The organism is Methylobacterium sp. P3_A11, from assembly GCF_056403155.1.
Map to the genome: position 1 here is coordinate 57,817 of NZ_JBFUGA010000011.1, position 19,068 is coordinate 76,884.

At 69.3% G+C, this 19,068-nt stretch carries 15 protein-coding genes; 9 read left to right on the forward strand and 6 right to left on the reverse strand.

The annotated features are described in order from the left end of the window. Positions 1 to 8 precede the first annotated feature (8 nt). From AC1DXK_RS05670 to AC1DXK_RS05685, 4 genes are read right to left on the reverse strand one after another with little or no spacing between them, the layout of a single operon-like run. Positions 9 to 980: a DUF1839 family protein gene (locus tag AC1DXK_RS05670; RefSeq protein WP_457104987.1), complete on the reverse strand. Its 972-nt coding sequence runs from the start codon at positions 978 to 980 to the stop codon at positions 9 to 11. Between the two features lie 5 nt (positions 981 to 985). Continuing rightward, positions 986 to 1,942: an amino acid--[acyl-carrier-protein] ligase gene (locus tag AC1DXK_RS05675; RefSeq protein ID WP_457104988.1), complete on the reverse strand. Its 957-nt coding sequence runs from the start codon at positions 1,940 to 1,942 to the stop codon at positions 986 to 988. Next, the gene (locus AC1DXK_RS05680; protein WP_457104989.1) at positions 1,942 to 3,105 is read right to left on the reverse strand and encodes an acyl-CoA dehydrogenase family protein; all 1,164 of its coding nucleotides are present in this window, start codon (positions 3,103 to 3,105) and stop codon (positions 1,942 to 1,944) included. Before AC1DXK_RS05680 ends, AC1DXK_RS05675 begins: the two co-directional genes overlap by 1 nt. After that, complete coding sequence (locus AC1DXK_RS05685) at positions 3,102 to 3,356, reverse strand: acyl carrier protein (RefSeq protein WP_457104990.1); 255 nt, start codon at positions 3,354 to 3,356, stop codon at positions 3,102 to 3,104. Before AC1DXK_RS05685 ends, AC1DXK_RS05680 begins: the two co-directional genes overlap by 4 nt. Positions 3,357 to 3,741: 385 nt before the next feature. On the opposite strand from AC1DXK_RS05685, the gene AC1DXK_RS05690 reads away from it, so the two are divergent. From AC1DXK_RS05690 to AC1DXK_RS05730, 9 genes are all read left to right on the forward strand, one after another. Continuing rightward, the gene (locus AC1DXK_RS05690) at positions 3,742 to 4,830 is read left to right on the forward strand and encodes an acyltransferase family protein (RefSeq protein WP_457104991.1); all 1,089 of its coding nucleotides are present in this window, start codon (positions 3,742 to 3,744) and stop codon (positions 4,828 to 4,830) included. 296 nt (positions 4,831 to 5,126) lie between these two features. Continuing rightward, a complete protein-coding gene (locus AC1DXK_RS05695) occupies positions 5,127 to 6,296 on the forward strand; it encodes a glycosyltransferase (RefSeq protein ID WP_457104992.1) in 1,170 nt (389 codons plus the stop codon). Between the two features lie 11 nt (positions 6,297 to 6,307). Further along, positions 6,308 to 8,503 (forward strand): GumC family protein, encoded by a 2,196-nt coding sequence (locus AC1DXK_RS05700; RefSeq protein WP_457104993.1) that lies wholly within the window; start codon positions 6,308 to 6,310, stop codon positions 8,501 to 8,503. Then, positions 8,500 to 9,726, forward strand: a complete 1,227-nt coding sequence (locus AC1DXK_RS05705) for a glycosyltransferase (protein WP_457104994.1) — start codon at positions 8,500 to 8,502, stop codon at positions 9,724 to 9,726. Before AC1DXK_RS05700 ends, AC1DXK_RS05705 begins: the two co-directional genes overlap by 4 nt. A 44-nt stretch (positions 9,727 to 9,770) precedes the next feature. Further along, positions 9,771 to 10,907, forward strand: coding sequence for a glycosyltransferase family 4 protein (locus AC1DXK_RS05710; RefSeq protein WP_457104995.1), 1,137 nt, complete (start codon positions 9,771 to 9,773; stop codon positions 10,905 to 10,907). Further along, positions 10,888 to 12,147, forward strand: a complete 1,260-nt coding sequence (locus AC1DXK_RS05715; RefSeq protein ID WP_457104996.1) for a glycosyltransferase family 4 protein — start codon at positions 10,888 to 10,890, stop codon at positions 12,145 to 12,147. The genes AC1DXK_RS05710 and AC1DXK_RS05715 overlap by 20 nt, the downstream gene beginning before the upstream one ends. Positions 12,148 to 12,257: 110 nt before the next feature. Beyond that, a complete protein-coding gene (locus tag AC1DXK_RS05720; protein ID WP_477297139.1) occupies positions 12,258 to 13,481 on the forward strand; it encodes a glycosyltransferase family 4 protein in 1,224 nt (407 codons plus the stop codon). Continuing rightward, entirely contained in the window at positions 13,478 to 14,986 is a 1,509-nt protein-coding gene (locus tag AC1DXK_RS05725) for a lipopolysaccharide biosynthesis protein (RefSeq protein ID WP_457104997.1), read from the forward strand. The genes AC1DXK_RS05720 and AC1DXK_RS05725 overlap by 4 nt, the downstream gene beginning before the upstream one ends. Positions 14,987 to 15,105: 119 nt before the next feature. Next, positions 15,106 to 16,356 (forward strand): hypothetical protein, encoded by a 1,251-nt coding sequence (locus AC1DXK_RS05730; protein ID WP_457104998.1) that lies wholly within the window; start codon positions 15,106 to 15,108, stop codon positions 16,354 to 16,356. 72 nt (positions 16,357 to 16,428) lie between these two features. On the opposite strand, the gene AC1DXK_RS05735 is transcribed toward AC1DXK_RS05730, so the two are convergent. Next, positions 16,429 to 17,910 carry an aldehyde dehydrogenase gene (locus tag AC1DXK_RS05735; protein ID WP_457104999.1) on the reverse strand — a complete coding sequence of 494 codons (1,482 nt, stop codon included), beginning with the start codon at positions 17,908 to 17,910 and terminating at the stop codon, positions 16,429 to 16,431. 79 nt (positions 17,911 to 17,989) lie between these two features. Beyond that, a complete protein-coding gene (gmd, locus tag AC1DXK_RS05740) occupies positions 17,990 to 18,973 on the reverse strand; it encodes a GDP-mannose 4,6-dehydratase (protein WP_457105000.1) in 984 nt (327 codons plus the stop codon). Positions 18,974 to 19,068: the final 95 nt, after the last annotated feature.

A 19,068-nucleotide genomic window follows, 5' to 3' on the forward strand; every position in this document is an offset into this window, starting at 1 on the left:
CGCGCCGCTCAGCCGCCGAGGACGCGGTCGAGCGACGCGAAGACGCGGTCGTAGGTCGCCGCGAGGCGGTCAAGGCGCGGCGCCAGGCCCTCCGCCGCACGGCGGTGGAAGGCCCGGGCGAGCTGGAACTGGAAGGCCTTCGCCTCGCGGCTGAGGTCGGCAGCGGCCGCGACGGCATCCGAAAACCCGCCGGCGTCCCGGGATCCGAGCCACGCGAGGTGACTGGCGAGCATCTCGAAGTTCGCGCCGAGCTGGCGGGTCGTATTGAACGCGTAGGCGTGGAAGACGCTGAGCGGCCGGCCGACCAGGTCCGGGGCCGTCGCGGCGAGCGTGTCGCGGAAGGCCAGCACGGGATTGCGCCGGGGCGCCCGGGCGCGATGCCGCGCGAGGAGGTCCAGGGCAGCGCCCGTCAGGTCCGCGGGATTCAGGGGCGGTGCCGCCGTCTTCACGAACTCGGCGTAGGGCGGCAGCGTCGCCGGCCCGAAGATCCCGGTGTAGTCCGCCCCCGAGAGGCGGAATCGGCCGGCATTGTGGAGGTAATCGAGTTCCCTCGCCGCCGGATCGAGCGCCAGGATGCCGATCGTCGTCTTGGCGTGCTCCCGGCCGTAGGTGGTGCCCCGCGTATCGGGGAGATAGATCGCGTCCACCTCGACGAGGACGGGCCGGCCCGCCTCCGCTTGGATCAGGGCCTGGGCCTCGAGGCCGGCGTAGACCGCGAGTTCCAGAACCTCCACGCCGTAGAGCCGTTCGAGGTCGGCCGGCGGCGGCTTGAAGAACGTGAACTGGTCGCCCTCGAAATCCTGCCGCAGGGTGAATCCCAGCATCGCCTCCGGCGCGAGGCCGCGGATGTGCAGCAATTCGATCCAGAGATCGACGTAGCAATTGGTTTCCGGCCAATCCCGGCCGGGATCGTGGAGGGGGTGCGCAACATGCTCACCCGCAGCCCCAAGACCCTCCGGAAGGCGCAGCGCGGCGGTCACCGCCCTCAGCCCCACAGCTCGGCGCGCACGGCTTCCGGCCACGCGGCAAGGTCCAGGCCGTGGTGGCGCAGGAGCGCCAGGGTGATCCGCTCCAACCCGAATCCCACGCAGGCCGTATGGGCGACCCCACCCTCGGCCTGACGCAAGTCCCAGGTGCTCCCGAAATGATCCTGGTGGTAGTTGAAGCTGAGGCAGGCTGTCGGCTTGTCGACGCTGTTGACCGGGACGTTCAGCTCGAACTTCAGGCCCTGGGCGCGCTGGTTGTTGGCGAGCATCCGCCCGGCACGCCCGAAGAACGGATCGTTGGCCGCGTCGATGGCGAGGGGCAGGCCGAGGGCGCGGATCATCGCGGTGCCCCGCTCGAGCCAGGTCTCGCGGAAGGCCAACACCTGTTCGGGACTGCCCATGCGCACGTATTCACGCATCCGGAAGAGCTGCATCCGCGTCGGCTCGAGCGAGGGCTCGCGGCGGAAGCAGTAGGATTGCAGGTCGAACAGGCGGCCCGCGGCGGGCAGCGCGCCCCGGGCTGCGGCGACTGGGTAGACCGGGTAGCAGGCCGCGGGCGTGAGGACGACGTCGGTCGCCGCCTGCTGGCCCGTCCAGTCGGTTCCGGCCTCGAGACAGGCGAGGATCTCGGCGTGGCCGCCCGGGTCGCCGCAGAAGCTATGCACGGTCCCGGCGAGGTTCGGGAAACCCTTCAGGTAACCGCTGCGCTCGAAGGCCGGCCGGCTCATGGCGGGCGGGAAGCGCAGCACCTCGGCCTCCTCGGCCGCGCCGAGGCGCGTGATCATCCGGTCCAGGGCATCGACGACGCTCTCGAAGTCGCCGCTGCGGCCGTAGAGGCCGTCGACGCCGGTACGGATCAGGAGCCCATGGTCGAACAGGCGGTCCAGGAACGTCGGACCGCCGTCCTCCTCGGCTTCGAGAAGGACTTCGCCGGGGGAAGAGGAAAGCGATTCCATCACGCGCTCATGAGCTGGCCGCTGCCCTTCTGCACGAGCAGAAGCTTGGCGGTATTGGCGAGGATCCGATCGTTGCCGATCATCAGCGGCGCGGAGAGAACGTCGCGCAGCGGCCGTCCCAGGCTGTACGGCGTGTCGTTCCGGTATCCGGCGAGCCCGACGATCGCGAGCGCCCGCCGCACGATGTCGACCGCCATGTCGGAGACGGTGACCTTCAGATTGTTGAGCATGACGCAGAAGCCGAGGGAGCCGATCGTGTCGACGTCGCCATGCGCATCCTCGAAGCGGCGCAGGGCAGAGACGACCGCGCTCCGCATGGCCTGATGCGCGTTCGAGACCTCGGCGAGGCGCAGCGCCGTGGGCGGCACCTGACCGGGCCGGCTCCGGGCCTCGGCCTGCACGAATGCGCGGGCGCGATCGAGCGCGTAGGTCGCGATCCCGTACCAGACGCTGCTCCACAACAGGTGCGAGGAGGCCAGCATCGACTGGGCGGCGATCTCCGCGAACGGCTTCGGAAGGATCTGCTCGACCGGGACGTTCCGGGCCTCTAGGCGATAGCCCTCGCTGCAGGTCCCGCGCATGCCGAGGGTATCCCAGTTGCCGGTGCGCACGAGGGAGATCTGATCGGCCATCAGCGCCACGAGGACCTGATCGGACGTCGCGGCGTCCGGATGGCGCCGGGCGGTGGCGAGGATCAGGTCGGCATGGGCGCCGTACGAGATCACCGACGCGTCCTTGCCGAAGGCGAAGACCTCACCGGTCGTCTCCACGGCGCAGAGGCTGTTGCGCAGGTCGCCGCCGATGCCCGCCTCGGTCGTCGAGGACGCGACAAGCAACTGCTCACGCGCGATCCGCTCCATCAACTGGCCATGCCATGCGCTGTCGAGCCCGTGCGTCACGAGGCTCGACACCTTGATGTGGTGCATCGCGAAAACCATCGCGGCCGCGCTGCAGGCTTGCCCGAGCGTGCTGCACAGCTCCGCGATCTGCGACAGGCCGGCGCCCTCGCCGCCGAACTGCCCGGGAATCTGGAGACCCAGAAGACGCTCGGTCTTCAGGGCGGCGACCGCTTCAGCGGGGAAGCGGCCCTCGCGATCGACGGCGTCGGCGTGGCGCGCCGCCACCGCCGCCGCTCGCTCACCGCGCCCGGCCAGGGTGCTCATGCGGCTTCCTGCCGAACCAGGGACGAGACGGCTTCGCGGATCGCGCGGATCGTCGAGAACGACTTGCGATTCAGCAAGTCGTCGGGAAATTCGATGTTGAAACGCTCCTCGAGCGCCAGCATCAGCTGCACCGAACCGAACGAATCCAGCCCGAGATCGAACAGGCTGTCGTCCTCGGTGAGTTGATCCGCCTTCCCGGCGAACGCTTCGTTCGCGGCCAGGATCTCTCGTATGTCTTGGGCGATGTTCAAGGCGCTACTCCTAAATCCAGCGATCAGTACGCTATTGAATGGATCGGCCGTCCGTCAAATTATCTATTGATTAATAGTAAATAAGCGCCGGCGAATGATCGCAGGGGGCTGCGCGGCACACCGATGCGGACCGGCGGCTGCCAGGACCACACTCTCCGACCCGGAACCTTTACAATCGATTTCCAGCGCCGGATTTCCCGGCTGCACGCCCTTTAACTTTTCAAAATAGACAAATAATGCGTGTGAACACGTCGAGAATCATGAATTCTATGGGACCGCCCATTTAGGACGATTCAGAAGTGTTCGTGACGCGCGGGGGCGGCATCGGCCATAAGGCGGCTCCGCCCATGCCAGGCGGCCTCCCACAACGATCGGCCGGCGCGCCATGATCTACAATCTGCAAATCCTGCGCGCCGTCGCGTCGTATCTCGTGTTCCTGACGCATTTCGGCCTCTACGTCGGTCCCGTCCTGCCGCGGCCGGATCTCCTGGCCTTCGGCGCTTCGGGCGTCGACGTGTTCTTCGTCCTGTCCGGCTTCATCATGTTCGTGAGCACCGACGGACGCGGCGAGCGCCCAGGCGGATTCCTGCTGCGCCGGGCTTCGCGCGTCGTGCCGGTCTACTGGCTCGTTACGATCGGACTGGCCTTGATCGCGCTGACCGGGCTGAAGCCCATCGGGATCGTCACGTTCCAGCCCGACTATCTCATCCAGTCGCTGTTGTTCCTGCCCTTCTCGAGGGGTGGGTACATCGAACCGCTGAACTCCGTCGGCTGGACCCTGAACTACGAGATGTTCTTCTATGTGGTCTTCGCGGGACTGCTGCTCGTGCCGACGCGGGCCGGGCGGGCGCTCGGGGCGGCCTCGATCTTCCTGGCGCTGATCCTGCTCGGGCTGGTGCCGGTGCCGGGACTCTACTGGGCTTACTACACCAAGCCGATCGTGATCGAGTTCGCCGCCGGCATCGCGCTCGGCTACGCCTATCTGCATCTTGGTGCCCCGGCTGCCGGCTTTCCGGTCCGCCGGGTGGCGGGCGCCGCCCTGGCGGCGGCCGTGGTGCTCGTCCTGGGCGGTCAGGTCGTCGCCGGTGCRCTCGGCCTTGAACCCGAGCTGAGCGGATTCGCCCGGCCGCTTGTCTGGGGCTCCGCGGCTGTACTGGTCGTCGGAGCGATGCTGCTCCTGGAGCGAGGCGGCGTGGCCCTGCGCTCGCGCTGGCTCCTGTCGCAGGGGAACGCCAGTTACTCCTTCTATCTGATCCACAACCTGATGCTGCATACCGCGGCCAAGCTCGCAGCACCCCTCGCGGCGCCCGGCTTCGGGCGCGCCGCCCTGATCTTTGTGATGGCATTCGCGGCTTCCGCGGCGATCGGCGAATTGCTGTTCCGCTCCGTCGAGACCCCGATGATCGCCGCCCTGCGTCGGCTCTTCACTCGGCGCTCGCGCACAGCCCCCCTGCCCGCGGCTCTCGCTCCCTGATCGGCACCGCTTCGGGGTCTATGCACGGGATTGCATCGGCCGGGCGGCTTCGCTCCCCGGGAGAGATGCCGATGCCATCGTATAGTTAACCCTAATGATTTACAAAAATTAAGTTTACAGCGCGTGTTGTCGACCTAATCGACCGCTATTTCGAGCCTATCTCAGCACATTGACCTCTTCTTTATGGGTCATGATCCTACTACCTTCCTGCGTGTGCCTGTGATCGCTGCCATACGTGAGACCGGCAGGACGGAACTCTTTCTTCCCGCGTCCGGCGCACTGACGAGGAAGCTGTGATGCGTGTCGCGATTGTTCACGACTGGTTGTATGTCGTCGGCGGCGCCGAGCGCGTGCTCGAGCAGCTGCTGAGGATCTACCCCGAGGCGGACGTCTACGCCCTGTTCGACTTCCTGCCGGCGGAAGACCGGGCGCGGCTGGGATACACGCACGCGCAGACCAGCTTCATCCAGCGGATGCCATTCGCGCGGACGCGGCATCGGAGCTACCTGCCGCTCATGCCGCTGGCGATCGAGCAATTCGACCTCTCGGCTTACGATCTGATCATTTCCAGCAGCTACGCTGTCGCGAAGGGGGTGCTGACTGGGCCGGACCAGCTCCACGTCTCCTACGTCCATTCGCCGATGCGCTACGCGTGGGACATGCAGCACACCTACCTGCGGGAGAGCGGCTGCGAGGCGGGCATGAAGAGCCTGCTGGCCCGTCTCATCCTGCACCGGATGCGCGTGTGGGACTTCCGCACGGCGGCCGGACCCAACGCGATCGTCGCCAATTCCGCCTTCGTCGCCCGCAGGATCCACAAGGTCTATGGCCGGACCGCGGAGGTCATCCACCCGCCGATCACGCTGCCGAACCAGCGTTTCGACGGGCCGCGCGGGAACCACTTCCTCGTCGCGAGCCGGCTCGTCCCCTACAAGAACGTCGAGGCGGTGGTGCGCGCGTTCGCCCTGCTTCCGGATCTCGAACTCGTGGTGGCAGGCTCTGGGCCGGACGCCGCGCGATTGCGGGAACTCGCCGGCCCCAACGTCTCGTTCGCCGGCTTCGTCCCCGACGCTGAGCTGCGCCACCTCATGGCCACAGCCCGGGCCTTCATCTTCGCGGCCGAGGAGGATTTCGGGATCATCGTGGTGGAGGCGACCTCGGAAGGCACGCCGGTCCTCGCCCTGGGCCGCGGCGGCGCGCGGGAGACCGTGCAGGTCCGGGGTCCGCAGCGCACCGGCATGTTCTTCGACACGCCCGAACCGCAGACCATCGCCGAGTGCGTCCGCCGTTTCATCCAGCAGGAGGGGCACTTCACGCGGGAGGCATGCTGGGCGCAGGCGGAGATGTTCTCGGCCGAGCTGTTCCGGAGCCGGTTCTCGAGTTTCGTCGAGGAGCAGTTGGCCCAGCATCGCTCGGCCTGCGAGACGCGTCCGCGCATCGTGCCGCGCCTCGAAGCGGTGGGCTGAGGGGGCGGCGCATGTCCTTCCTGACCGTCGATCTGGCCGATCGCGCCGCGGTTCGCGCCGTGCCTCAGGGTCCGGGGCGCAGCGGCCCGCTCGCCGCATCCCTCGCCCGGATCTGGCACCGGCGCTACCTCTTCGCCTCCGTGTTCGCCGCCGTGCTCGGGCTGGCGGTCATCGCCCTGACGATGATTGCGCCGCAATACGTGGCGGTCGGTTCCGTGATCGTGGCCGAAGCCGAGCCCGGCGCCCACAACGCCTCCATGGCCTGGATCCAGAAGATCGGTGACCCGGCCGACATCGAGAGCCAGATCCAGGTGATCCGCTCGCCCCGGCTGCTCCGCCTCGCGATCGATGACGGCCTCGTCGCCTCGGTCATGGCCGAGTGCCGCTACGCCGCCACCCGCGGGCATCCCGATCAGATCAGCGCCAAGAAGGACGCCGCCTGCACGACCCTCACGACCGATCGCAACGCCCTCGTCGAATATCTGCAGAAGCGCTACTCGGTCCTGAGTTCGGGCCGCTCGCGGATCATCACGATCGGCTACAGGTCGCCGCTGCCCGAGACGGCGCAGACGATGGCCAACGGCCTCATCAACGCCTTCCTCGACGACCAGCGCGAGGCCCAGGCCTCCAGCCGCAAGGCCGCGGCCGACTGGCTGCACACCGAGATCAGCCAGCTCGACGCCTCGATCCGCGCCGACGAGACCCGGATCCAGACCTTCCGGCGGCGCAAGGGACTGCTGAAGGGCGCGAACGCCCCCATCAGTTCCGAGCGCCTCACCAGCATCAGCCAGCAGCTCGCCGCCGCGGAGACCGCGAAGGCCGACGCCGCAGCCCGCCTGAGCGAGATCGAGAACAGGGGCGCGCATGGTGCCGACAGCGCCCCGGCGGTCCTGTCGAGCCAGACCGTGGTCTCCCTCAAGCAGCAACTCAGCGGCGTCAGCGCGCAGCTCGCCAACCAGAGCACCCTCCTGGGCGCCAACCACCCGATCATCCGGGCGCTGCAGACCGAGCAAGCCAGCCTGCGCGAGCGCATCGATCAGGAGATCGGCAATGTCGCGCGGGGCCTGCGCAAGTCCTACGAGGCGTCGAACGCCCTCGCCAAGTCCCTGCGCGCCCAGCTGGAGACCGCCAAGACGGATGCCGCCGCCGCCATGGACGACGAGGCCTCGATCGAGGGCATGGTGCGCAACGCGGAGATCAAGCGCACCCGCTACGCCGACCTCGTGAAGCGGGCCGGCGAACTCGAGACCGAGCGGCGCATCCTCACCGGAAGCACCCGGCTGGTGAGCCTCGCGGAGCTGCCGCAGGAGCCGTTCTCCCCCAAGGCCGTGCCGTTCCTGGCCGGCGGCATCGTCCTCGCGGGCGTGCTGGCGGCCGCCGCAGCGCTGCTGCGGGACTACACCGACCGGCGCGTGCGGACCTCCGAACAGCTCATGGCGGGCACCGGTGCCCCCGTCTTCGCCCAGCTGCCCTGCCTGGAGACTGCCGGCCTCGTCGGCCGCTTCTCCGACCGGTACCGGGAACTCGAACTCCCTGAGGCCCTGGCCCGGGCGCGGGTCGACCCGATGATGCAGAACGTTCTGCGCAACCTGCACGCGCATCTCGTTCTGGCGGGCGGCGGAAAGTCCCGCGTCGTCCTGGTGACCTCCGCCAAGCCGCGCGAGGGCAAGTCGTTCACGGCTTTCGCGATGGCCGTCATCGGCGCGGCCAGCGGACGGCGCGTCCTGGTGGTCGAGTGCGACCTGCGCCGCCCCAACTTCGAGGCATCCCTCGGGCTCGGGCGCGGACCGGGGCTCGGCGGTGTGCTCCGCGGCGAGATCGACCCGGCGGACGCCGTGGTCGCGGCGGGACGGTTCGACGTCATCCCGGCCGGGATTCCCACCGCGGATTCCACTGAACTCCTGATGAGCGATCGGATGGTCGACTTCCTCGACTGGAGCCGCCGTTACGACCTCGTCCTCCTCGACACGCCGCCGACCAGCCTGCTGATGGACGCGTCGATGCTCGCCCGCCACGTCGACGGCGTGCTCTGCTGCGCGCGTTACGGCCGCTCCCAGCTCTCGGACACGGTCGAGACCGTGGCGAACCTCCGGCGGGCCGGCGGCGCGGTGCTCGGCATCGCGATGACGATGGTCAGGCCGGGAAGCCAGTCGACCTACGATGTCATGCCGCTGCCCGATCCGCGCAATGTCGCGAGGGCGCGATGACCGGCATGCTCGGAGCCGAGGCGCTCGCCCAGGGCGGATCGATCGACCGGACCCGTGCCGGCCGGTCCGGGCGCGGCGTGCGCCCCCGCGTGCTGTTCGTCAGCCACACGGGCACGATGTCGGGGGCGGAGCTGGTGCTGCGCGATGCCGTCCGCCCCTGGCGGGGATCGACGGCGTTCCTGTTCGAGGACGGCGCCCTGGCCGAAGCCCTGCGGGGCGAAGGCCTGGAGATCCTCCTCGCGCGCCGCCGGACCGCGCTGACGGATCTGCGCAGGGACGTGTCGCCCCTGCGTGCCCTTCCGGTCCTCGGCCAGCTCGGCGCCCTCGCGCTGGAGATCGCGCGGGCGGCCCGCCGCTGCGACGTGGTCTATGCCAATTCTCAGAAGGCGTTCCTCCTGTCGGCGCTCGCCGCGCGCCTCGTCGGACGCCCCCTGATCTGGCACTTGCACGACATTCTGGACAACGCACATTTCGGCTTTGCCCAGCGTACCCTGCAGGTGAGACTGGCCAATCTCTGCGCGGCACAGGTGATCGTCCCCTCGGAGGCCGCCGCGCGCGCCTTCGCCAAGGCCGGCGGGCGCCGGTCGCTGATCCGGATCGTTCCCAACGGCCTCGACCTCGCCCGCGATCCGCGCCCCTCCGAGGCGTTACGGGCCGAACTCGGTCTGCCGGCCGGGCTCCTCGTCGGCGTATTCAGCCGTATCGCCCCCTGGAAGGGGCAGGACGTCCTGATCGACGCGCTGGCAAAGGTGCCGGACATGCGCTGCATCGTGGTGGGCGCCCCGTTGTTCGGCGAGGATGCCTTCGCGGCGCATCTGCGCGACCTCGCGGCGGCACTCGGTGTCTCGGACCGGGTCCAGTTCCTCGGCCAGCGCGCCGACGTGCCTCTGTTGATGCAGGCGGTCGACGCGGTGGTGCATCCCTCCGTCGACCCGGAGCCGTTCGGCCGCACCCTCGTCGAAGCGATGCTCGCGGGCGTGCCGGTGATCGCTACCGATGCCGGTGCGTCGGCGGAGATCCTCGATGGCGGTGCCGCCGGCACGCTGGTGCCGCCCCGGGATTCCGACCGCCTCGCGGCAACGCTCGCCGCGCTGCGAGACGATCCGGGCGCTTTCGCCACGCGCACCGATCTGGCTCGGGAACGAGCCCTCGCCCTCTACGGCGCAGACCGGATGCAGCGCGACCTCGACGATCTCATTTTCCACGCCGCCGACCGCGCCTGACGGGCCGGCGACCCACCTTCCCGATCGGAGCCGTCAGAGCCGCCATGCCGCGCGTCCTCGTGAACATGCCCAGTCAGCATGCCGGTCGGCCGTCGGGAGTCGCGCTCGTGGCTTTCCGGGTGATCGCCGGCCTGGTCGAGCGCGGCACCTTTACGGTCGTGCTGCGCTCGCCCTGGACCCGGGACCAGCTTCCCCCGGCGATCCGCGATCGGATCGAGATACTCACGGTGCCGCGCCCGCGCATCATGCTGCTCGATGTCCTGCGTCAGGCCCTCACCGTCCCGAGACTGTGCCGGGCGCGGGACATCGATGTCGTGCTGAATGCCGACCCCTACGGTGCGGCCTATGGCGGGCGTGCGCGGGTTAGCGTCGTACACGATCTCTACTTCCGCACGCTTCCCGAGCGTTTGGCCTCGCGCGAGGCCCTGACCACCGATCCGATCTTCCGGTTCGTCCTCGGCAACAGCGCCCGGGTGATAACCGTGTCCGAGACGACCCGGCGCGATCTTGTGCGCTTCTACCCGTCCCTCCGCGACCGGACGCAGACCGTGCCCTCCGCGCCGATGCTCGATCCCGCCGAGAACGAGCCCGCGGCCGGAATCCCGAGCGGTCGATTCGTGCTGGCCGTGGGCAACGCCCTCTACAACAAGAATTTCGCGACCCTTGCCAGAGCCGTGGCCGGTCTGGGGCGCCGAGGGATCGGCATCGTCCATGTCGGTGAAGACCCGGACGAGACGATCGCGACCGCCCTCGACGGCGCTCCCATCCCGCTGACGCGCCTGTCCCGGATCGGCGATGGCCAGCTGACCGCCCTCTATCGCGGCGCCCTGTGCCTCTGTGTGCCGTCCTTCGCCGAGGGCTTCTGCCTGCCCGTCCTGGAAGCGCAGGCACTCGGCTGCCCGGTGATCTGCTCGAACCGCTCCGCCACGCCCGAGATCGCGGGGGCCGGCGCCCTGACCTTCGACCCTGCCGACCCCGCGGCCCTCGCCGCATGCCTGGTCCGCCTGCTCGACGAGCCCGGCCTGCGGACCGGGCTGATCGCCCGCGGTCACGACAATGCCCGTCGGTACGACTGGGCGGAAACGGCGCGCCGTTACGAAGGGCTGCTGCTCGATGCGATCCGGGGTGCCGCCCCGGCAGCAACGACCCGGGAGGTGCCGCATGCGCATCCTGCACCTTAGCTCTCTTTACCCGCCCGAACAGGTCGGCGGTGCCGAACTGATGGTCGAGACCCTGGCCCGCACACAGGTTGGCCTCGGCCACGCCGTGGCCGTCGCCTGCGCGTCGCGGACGGTGGACAAGCCGGTCCTGCAGGACGGCGTCACCGTCTACCGCACGGGCTACGGGACCCCGTTCCATATCCTCGACTGGCCGCAGCGCGGACGCCTCGACCGGCTCCGCTACAAGCTCGCGTCACAATGGAATCGTGACGCGCTCGTCCGCTTCGCCGAGGCGGTCCGGCACTTCGCCCCGGATCTCGTCAACACGCACTCGATCTCCGAGCTGCCACCGGCCCTCTGGCCGATGCTGCGCCGGCTCGGCGTGCCGGTGGTGCACACGCTGCACGACTTCACCAGCCTCTGCACGAACGGCGCGATGGTACGCCACGGCCGCGCCTGCGCCGGCCAGCACCTCAAGTGCCGTCTCTACGCGGAGCCCCACCGTCGCTGCCAGCGCGCGGTCGACGCGGTCACGGCGGTGGGCACGGACATCCTGGATCGACATCTGGCCGCCGGGCTGTTCGCCACGGTGCCGGCCGACCGGCGCCGTGTGATCTGGAACCCGATCACGCCCGGCGCTCCGGCGACCCGCCCCGCGCGGCGGCCGGGCGAGCCGGTGCGGTTCGGCTACCTCGGCCGCATCGAGGCCGCCAAGGGTAGCGACGTGCTGATCGAAGCCTGCCGCCTGCTGCCCCGGCAGGGGTGGCGGCTCGAGATCGCCGGCCGGGCCGCGGACGGGATCGATCGGTACCGGGCGCTGGCGCAGGGTCTTCCGGTCTCCTTCCTTGGCTATGCCGAGCGAGACGCCTTTCTGGACGGGATCGATTGCCTCGTGGTCCCGCCGATCTGGCCCGAGCCCTTCGGCCGCACGGTCGCGGAAGCTTACGGGCGCGGCGTCCCGGTGATCGGGACGGCTGCCGGCGGGATCGGCGAGCAGATCGGGTGGGGCCCCTGGCTCGTTGCGCCCGGCGATGCCCCGGCGCTCGCCGCCGCGATGGCCCGGATCGTCGCGACGCCCGAGCATCTCGCGGAGGCCCCCGCGCGCGCCGCCGTCGTGCGCGCCGGCACCGATCCGGCCGCCGTCGCAGCCGCCTATCTCGACCTCTATGCCGCGACCCTCGACGCCGCGCGCATCGACCATCCGATCTCCGAGCGTCCTGCGCGCGCGGAGCGCCCGCATCTCAGCGAGTGCAGCCTATGATGAATCCCGCTTTGTCCCCAAGCTACGCCCGCCTGTTGCCGGATGCAGTGGATTCTGCGGTCCGCGCCCGGCCGACCGGCGGGACCGACCTCGCCGCCGTCACGGGTCCCCTGCGGATCCTGCATCTCAGTGCCCTCTATCCGCCCTATATCGTGGGCGGCGCGGAGCGCTCGGTGGAGCACCTCGCCGAGGAGCTGGTCGCGGCGGGACATACGGTGGCGGCCGCCTGCATCGCGCGTGAGCCGGAGCCCAAGGCGGTGCGGGGCGGCGTCACGGTCTACCGCATGGCGCATCACAACGATTTCTGGCTTGAGGACTGGCCGAAGGCCACCCGCTTCGGCCGCGCCTGGGCGAAGCTCAAGCAGCAGTGGAATTTCGCCATCGCGGCCGAGTTCGGCCGCGTCCTCGACGATTTCCGGCCCGACATCGTCAACACGCACTCGCTGCTCGACGTCTCGACCCTCGTCTGGCGCGAGGCGGCCAAGCGCGGAATCCCGATCGTCCATACGGTCTGCGAGTACGACCTGATCTGCGGCAACGCCGCCATGTTCCGGGACGGCAAGCCGTGCGAGCGCTGGCACCTGGGCTGCAAGGTCGTCAACGCCGCCAAGCAGATCACCAACCGCGCGGTGGACGCCGTCGTCAGCGTGGGCACCGAGATTCTCAAGACCCACGTCGATCACGGCCTCTTCGCCCATCTCGCGCCCGAGCGCCGCCGCGTGATCTACTACTCGTGCACGGTGCCAGAGGGTGATCCGGATACGCGCCGACGGATCGACCGCACGGGGCGCCCGATGACCTTCGGCTATCTCGGCCGGATCAATGTCGAGAAGGGCGTCGGCACGATGATCGACGCCTTCGGACGGATCGGCCCGGGCAACTGGCGCTGCCTCGTGGCCGGCCAGGCGATGGACGACTCGATCGAGCGCTTCAAGGCCCGGGCTGCGGGGTTGCCGATCGAATTCGTCGGCTGGGCCAAGCCTGCCGACTTCCTCAGCGAGATCGACGTGCTGGTCGTGCCCTCGTTCTGGGCCGAGCCGTCGCCGCGGACCATCTACGAGGCGTACACGATGGGCGTGCCGGTGATCGGCGCGGCCTCCGGCGGGATCCCGGAACTGATCGGAGAGGACAATACCGACTGGCTGTTCGAACCGGGCGATGCGGCCGATCTCGCCACGCGCCTGCAGGCGGTGATCGACCGCGGTCGCGGCGACCTGCCGGACGAACGCGCCTTCCAGCACGTCATCCGCGAATCGACGTCCGAGCGCGTCGCCGAGAAGTATCTCGACCTGTACGCCGAACTCGTCGCCGAGCGCCGGGCGGCCCGCCCGTGACCGCCGGCACGCCGGTTCTCACGGAGGCCGCCGCGGCCGAGGAGGAGCCGGGTCTCGCCTCCGCGGCGGTGACGAGCCGCTCCTTCGACGCGGCACGCTGGGTGGCGCTCGCCTCCACGGGCAACGTCGTCGTGAGCTTCGGCGTGTTCCTGGTTCTGGCTCGCCTCATCGAGCCCGCGGAATTCGGCATGGTGGCGATCGCCGCCGTCTTCATCGACATCCTGCAGATCGTGGCCCGGTGCGGCCTGCCGGACGCGGTTGTGCAGCGCGCGGACCTCGACGAGGATTTCGCCGCGACCGCGTTCTGGGTGATGCTCGTCACCGGGATCCTGTGTGCCGGGGCGCTCGTGGCGTTGTCCGGGCCGATCGCCTGGATCTTCGATCTCCCGGAATTGCGCCCGGTCCTCTGTGCGCTCTCGTTGTGCTTCGTGATCACGGCCGCGGGGGCGATCCACGAGGCGCGCCTCCAGAGGACCTTCGGCTTCCGCAAGCTGGCTCTGCGCGCCCTCGGCGCCAACATCCTCGGAGGCGCCGCGGCCCTCCTGCTCGCTCTCGGCGGCTACGGCGTCTGGAGCTTGGTCGTCCAGCGGCTCGTCGCGACCAGCGCCACCACGCTCCTGACCTGGGCCGCGTCGCGGTGGATCCCGCCCCTCCGGCTCAACGTCGCGGCCGTGCGCGAGCAGGTCGCGTTCGGTTCGCGACTGTTCTGCACGTATCTTCTCCTCGTCGCCTCCATCCGCAGCCAGGAGGTGATCGCGGCTTATTTTCTGTCCGCGACCGATGTCGGGTACCTCCGCCTCGCATGGCGCTGCATCGACCTCGTCAGCCAGGTGGCCGTCATCCCGCTCACCACGGTCGGGCTGACCACCTACGCGCGCCTCCAGGACCGACCGCCTGAACTGGCCGCGGCTTTCTATGGCTTCACCGAGGCCTCGGCCTTCCTCGCGGTCCCCGCCTTCTTCGGCATGGCGGCCGTCGCCCCGACGCTGATCCCCTTCCTGTTCGGCGACCAATGGCACGATGCGGCCCCGGTGCTCCGAATGCTGGCGTTCCTGGCCCCCGAATTCGTGGCCACCTCGATGCTGTGGATGATCTTCACGGCCCTCGGGCGGAACGGCACGGCCCTGCGCCTCGCGGGGGCGCAGTTCGGCCTCGGGGCGGCCGCCGCCGTCGTGACGGCACCGCTGGGCCTGACGGCGCTCGTGGCGGGACACGTGGTCCGGGCCTACCTGTTCACGCCGGTGATCGTGACCAGCGTCGGGCGCGTCCTCCCGGTGTCGAACGGCCGCGTAGTCCGGATCCTGCTGCCGATCACGCTGTGTGCCGGTGCCATGGCCGGCCTCGTGCTGGTGGTCCAGGATCCGCTGCACGCCATCCTCGGCGATCGGATCGGCCTCTTCGCGGCGGTCGGGGTCGGGATCCTCGCCTATGCGGGGCTCGCCCGGGTCTTCCTGTGGGACACCCTGCGTACGGCCCTCGGCTTCCTGATGCGTCGCGCGGCCTGATCTGCACGCTCCGCCAACCTTTGTGCGCGACACTGGGCACCCGGGAGGCGGAGCGGTCCGGCTCGGGAGGTTCGCGCGGCCCTCGTCGGCGGGAAGCGCGCGTTCGGACGATAGGCACCATGGCGGGACAGGCGTTGCCGATCCAGGAGACCGTGCCGGCCGCGTCCGCCACCGCAGACCGCATTGCGGTGTTCCTGCTCGGCGCCGCGCTCAACTTCAACGTTCTGACGTCGAGCTTCGGGCTTCCGTTCCAGCGCTTGTCCGACCTGCTGCCCTTCCTGCTCATTCCATGGCTCGGACTGCGCAGGGCCGTCGTTGCGGAAGCCCTGCGCAATGTCGCGCCCCTCGCCGGGATCCTGGCGCTCATCGCGGCGTCACTGGTCCTGAAGGGCCACAAGCAGGCGGGCGATACCTATCTCACGCTCGTACTGCTGCTCTACGTCGTGCAGGCGTTCATCCTGCTGGTGATGTTCCGCGACCGGCGCGTGGAGGACGCGTTCTGCGTCGGGCTGCTCGCGGGACTGCTCGCCTCGCTGGCGGTGCTGCTCCTCGCCGCTTCGGGCATGCCCCTCGAACGGTTCGGGCTCGCGGTGCCGACCGACGGGCTCGACGACGAACTGAAGCTGTTCGTGCAGGACAAGCAGGGCGGGCTCTGGGCCTCCGGAAACGAGACTGGCCACGTCTACGCGCTCGGCGGCGCGGCCGCCCTGGTGCTGAGCCTGCGCTACCGCCTGAAGGTGATCTACCTCGGCTATTTCGCGGCCCTGCTGGCGAGCTTTCCGTTCACCAACAATCGTGCCGGACTGTTCATGCCGCTCCTGTTCCTCGCTCTGCTGATGCGGCGGAACGTCAAGGCCTGGGCGGTGCTGGCGGTTCTCGGCGTCTCGGGGCTGCTGCTCGTCACCTGGGCGCTGACGGGAGACATCCCCCTGCCCGGGACCCTGGCACAGGCGATCGAGCGGCGTTTCGCCGAGGATCGCAATGTCAGCGGCAACTTCGACGAGCGCTTCCTGTCCGGAGTCACGGCGCTCCAGCTCGTCGTCGAGTACCCGTTCGGCGTCGGCGAGGTCACGCGGCGCGAGGAACTGCAGGCGCTGACCGGCCTCGTGACGCCCCACAACGGCTTCGTCTCGCTCGCCCTTCAGAGCGGAATCGCCACGGCGCTGCTCCTGATCGCCGGGCTCGGGCGGATCCTGCTGTCGCCCGCCGCCTTCGGCCGGTTCCTGACCTACAGTGCCCTGTTCCTCATCCCGTCGCTGATGTTCGAGGAGCTGTCGGTCAATCAGTACGTCCTCTTCTTCATGGGCTTCATCCTGGCCTCGCTCGCGCTCCCGGCCGACCCCGCACCCGCGGTCGACATGAGGGCTTAGCCTTCGAGGGGTCGGCCCGCGCCGGGTTGACCGGCCCGCCGGCCGCGCCGCGATCGGTCGGCGCGGAGGCGGTCACCGCATGACGAACGGGTTCTCCGGCGCATCCCGGCTCGTGGAGATCCAGACGCTCTTGGTCTCCAAATACTCGCGGATCGACTCGATGCCGCTCTCGCGGCCGATGCCCGAGCGCTTCATCCCGCCGAACGGCATCATGTAGCTCACCGCCCGATAGGTGTTCACCCAGACGGTGCCGGCCCGCAATCCCTTCGACATGCGCATCGCGCGGCCGATATCCTGGGTCCAGACGCCGGCGGCGAGCCCGTAGATCACGTCGTTGCCGACTTTCAGCGCCTCGGCCTCGTCCTCGAAGCCGATGATCGACAGGACCGGGCCGAACACCTCCTCCTGGGCGATGCGCATGTCGTTGGTGACGCCCGTGAAGATCGTCGGCTCGACGAACTGGCCGCCGAGCACCCCGGGACCGGAGGCGGGATTGCCGCCGAAGACGCAGCGCGCGCCCTCGCTCTTCGCGAGCGCGATGTAGTCGAGGACCTTCGTGTATTGCGGCGGCGTCGTGATCGGCCCGATATTGGTGTCGGCCTGCATCGGGTCGCCGAGCTTGGCGGTGCGGGCGAGCTCGACCAGGCGCTCGGTGAATTCCTGGCGGATGCTGTTCTGCACGAGGAGCCGCGAGCCGGCGATACAGGTCTGTCCGGTTGCCGCGAAGATGCCCGAAATCGCCCCCGCTGCGGCGGCCTTCAGGTCTGCATCGGCGAAGACGATGTTGGGCGACTTGCCGCCGAGTTCCAGCGACACGCGCTTGATCTGGCGCGCTGCTGCCTCATAGACCTTCGCCCCGGTCACGTCGGAGCCCGTGAAGGTGATCTTGGCGACGTCCGGGTGCTCGACGAGGGCGCTGCCCGCCTCGCCGCCGAAGCCGGTCACGACGTTGAACAGGCCGTCAGGCAGCCCGGCCTCCTTGGTCAGGCGGGCGAATTCGAGGGTGCTCGCCGAGGCGAACTCGGAGGGCTTCACCACGACGGCGCAGCCGGCCGCCAGGGCCGGGGCGCACTTCCAGGCTACGAACAGGAGCGGCGAGTTCCACGCCGTCAGCGCCCCGACCACGCCCACCGGCTCGTGCCGGGTGAACGCGAAGGTCTCGGGTTTGTCGATCGGCACCTGGGCGCCTTCGACCTTGTCGGCGAGCCCCGCGTAGTACCACCACCATTCGGGCTGGTACCGGGTCTGCCCGTACATTTCGGCGAACAGCTTGCCGTTGTCGCGGACCTCGATTTCGGCGAGCGCCCTGGCGTCGCGCTCCACGAGGTCGCCGATCCGGCGCAGAACCTTGCCGCGGGCCGAGGCCGTCATGGTGGCCCAGGGGCCGTCCCACATGGCGCGCTTGGCGGCGGCCGCCGCCCGGTCGACGTCGGCACGTCCGGCGCGCGGGATGCGCGCCCAGGGCTCGCCGCGATAGGGATCGATCGACTCGAACCACGAGCCCTCGACCGGATCGACGAACTGCCCGTCGATGTAGAGCTGGTAGGTCTTCACGGCGCGCCTCTCCGTCTGGGACTGCGCGCCATATGGATCGGCCGGCCGCCGTCGGCGAGCCTGCCCGCGGGCCGGCCGCTCAGGCGTTGGCGCTGAGGCGCTTGAGGTCAGCGTCGACCATCTCGGTGATCAGCGCCTCCAGGCTGGTCTGCGCCTCCCAGCCGAAGGTCGCCTTCGCCTTGGCGGGGTTGCCCAGCAGCACCTCGACCTCCGCCGGGCGGAACAGGGCCGGGTCGATGACGAGGTGCTCGTCGATGTTCAGGCCGACATGCTTGAACGCGATCGCGCACATGTCCCGCACCGTCGTGGTCCGGCCCGTGGCGATCACGTAGTCGTCCGGCCGGTCCTGCTGCAGCATCAGCCACATCGCCTGCACGTAGTCGCGAGCATGGCCCCAGTCGCGCTTGGCGTCGATGTTGCCCAGCCGCAGCTCCTTCTGCTTGCCGAGCTTGATCCGCGCCACCGCGTCCGTGACCTTGCGGGTGACGAACTCGACGCCCCGCAGCGGGCTCTCGTGGTTGAACAGGATGCCGTTCGAGGCGTGCAGATTGAAGCTCTCGCGGTAGTTGATCGTCATCCAGTGGGCATAGAGCTTGGCCACACCGTAGGGCGAGCGCGGGTAGAACGGCGTCGTCTCGCTCTGCTTGGCCTCCTGGATCAGGCCGAACATCTCCGAGGTCGAGGCCTGGTAGTAACGCGCCTGCGGCGCCACCGAGCGCAAGCATTCGAGCATATGCGCGGCGCCCAAGCCCGTGACCTGACCGGTCAGCAGCGGCTGCTGCCAGGACGAGGTCACGAACGACTGCGCGGCGAGGTTGTAGATCTCGTCGGGCTTGGCGGCCTGGACGATGCGCAACAGGGCGGATTGATCGAGCAGGTTGCCGTCGACCAGCTCGACATCGTCGAGGATGCCGAGCCATTTCAACCGGTGATCGAACACGCCGGCATGGCTGGAGCGGCGCACGATGCCGGTGACGGCGTAGCCCTTCTGCAGGAGCAGCTGCGCCAGATACGCCCCGTCCTGGCCCGTCACACCCGTGATCAGCGCTCGCTTGGCCGTCATGAACCCGTCCCGTTCCGAAGATGCCCGGCTGCTACGACCGCGACGCCCCGCGCGTCAAGGCGAGGCCCCGACATCAGTATTGTGCCAGGCGACCG

Bases quoted from the DNA above. Each gene is read 5' to 3' on its own strand.
- AC1DXK_RS05730 (WP_457104998.1), top strand. From the start codon at position 15,106: ATGGCGGGACAGGCGTTGCCGATCCAGGAGACCGTGCCGGCCGCGTCC.
- AC1DXK_RS05675 (WP_457104988.1), bottom strand. From the start codon at position 1,942: ATGGAATCGCTTTCCTCTTCCCCCGGCGAAGTCCTTCTCGAAGCCGAG.
- gmd (WP_457105000.1), bottom strand. From the start codon at position 18,973: ATGACGGCCAAGCGAGCGCTGATCACGGGTGTGACGGGCCAGGACGGG.
- AC1DXK_RS05715 (WP_457104996.1), top strand. From the start codon at position 10,888: ATGCGCATCCTGCACCTTAGCTCTCTTTACCCGCCCGAACAGGTCGGC.
- AC1DXK_RS05680 (WP_457104989.1), bottom strand. From the start codon at position 3,105: ATGAGCACCCTGGCCGGGCGCGGTGAGCGAGCGGCGGCGGTGGCGGCG.
- AC1DXK_RS05705 (WP_457104994.1), top strand. From the start codon at position 8,500: ATGACCGGCATGCTCGGAGCCGAGGCGCTCGCCCAGGGCGGATCGATC.
- AC1DXK_RS05695 (WP_457104992.1), top strand. From the start codon at position 5,127: ATGCGTGTCGCGATTGTTCACGACTGGTTGTATGTCGTCGGCGGCGCC.
- AC1DXK_RS05700 (WP_457104993.1), top strand. From the start codon at position 6,308: ATGTCCTTCCTGACCGTCGATCTGGCCGATCGCGCCGCGGTTCGCGCC.
- AC1DXK_RS05710 (WP_457104995.1), top strand. From the start codon at position 9,771: ATGCCGCGCGTCCTCGTGAACATGCCCAGTCAGCATGCCGGTCGGCCG.